This window comes from Mycobacterium alsense, from assembly GCF_002086635.1.
Taxonomy (GTDB): domain Bacteria; phylum Actinomycetota; class Actinomycetes; order Mycobacteriales; family Mycobacteriaceae; genus Mycobacterium; species Mycobacterium alsense.
Genome location: NZ_MVHD01000126.1, coordinates 1 through 1,218, shown reverse-complemented (window position 1 = coordinate 1,218; position 1,218 = coordinate 1). Strand labels below are relative to the sequence as shown.

General features: G+C 68.9%; 1 protein-coding gene. It reads right to left on the bottom strand.

Features of this window, described 5'->3' with window-relative positions; translation table 11 throughout:
* Positions 1-848 (bottom strand): PE family protein (locus BST11_RS26780; RefSeq protein WP_142276615.1); only part of this gene is annotated, 848 nt, incomplete at its 3' end.
* Positions 849-1,218 lie beyond the last annotated feature (370 nt).

Sequence of the window (1,218 nt, the reverse complement as noted above, 5' to 3'; positions counted from 1 at the left end):
CCGTTGCCGCCCGCCCCGCCGGCCATCCCCGCCGCGCCGGCAGTGGTGCTCGACGTGCCGGCGACACCGTCTCCGCCGTTACCGCCGTTACCGCCGTTGCCGGCGACACCGTTGAACGAGAACATTGCCCGGTTGGTGCCGCCCGCCCCGCCGTTGCCGCCGTTACCGCCGTTTTGTCCCGGCATATTGGCGGACATGCCGTTCCCGCCATTTCCGCCCATCCCGCCGGCGCCGCCGCCGAAGAACCCGTTGGCCCCGCCGGCCCCGCCGTTACCGCCGTTGCCGCCCGCGCTGGTGGCGTTCCCGCCGTTACCGCCGTTGCCACCTTGGCCCCACAGGCCCGCCGCCCCGCCGGCGCCGCCGCTGCCGCCGTTGGGCCCGTCCGCGCCGTTGCCACCATTGCCACCATTGCCGATCAGCCACCCGCCATTGCCGCCGGACTGGCCCGCGCCTCCGGGAGCCGTGGCGTCGGCGCCGTTGGCGCCGTTGCCGATCAGCGGACGCCCGGTCAGCGCCTGGACCGGCGCATTGACCGCGTCGATTACGCCCTGCAACGGGTCCGCATTGGCCGCCTCTGCGACCGCATATTGCGCCCCGGCGGCATTCAAGGCTTGCACGAATTGCTGGTGAAACTGCCCCGCCGCCGCGTTGAGCGCTTGGTATTGCTGCGCATAGGCGCCAAACACCTTCGAGACCGCACCCGAAATTTCATCCTGCGCCGCGGGTAGCAGCGACGTCGTCGCAGGCGCCGCCCCCGCGGCGGCGCGAAGGATCGTCTCCCGGATACCGGCCAAGTCCGACGACGCGGCGGCCAACGCCTCCGGCGCTGCGATCACATAGGGAGACATATGCGGCTCCGATTACAAGGCACGACCCTGGCCACAACGTGGCTCTTAAAGGACTTCGCCTACAGTACACATGTCAAATTGGGATCGGGGCAAATTTTATCAACTTGACTCGATCCGATACTTATCGACCAATACAGGCTGTGAAAACCCACGTTCGGTCTGGTCCGCTACGCGGCGCCCAGGGGCTTGACGGGACGGGCAACTTCGCCCCTACTGTCCGCCGTACCGGGTGGTACGATGCCGATTCGCCCGGGCCGGTCGCGTTTTGGGCCCATCACGGCTGAGGAGCTCGATTGGCTGACGGCGAACTGAGCGCGCGCGAGGCCGAGCGCGTGGTGTGGGATGTGATCGTCGTGGGCACCGGCATGGG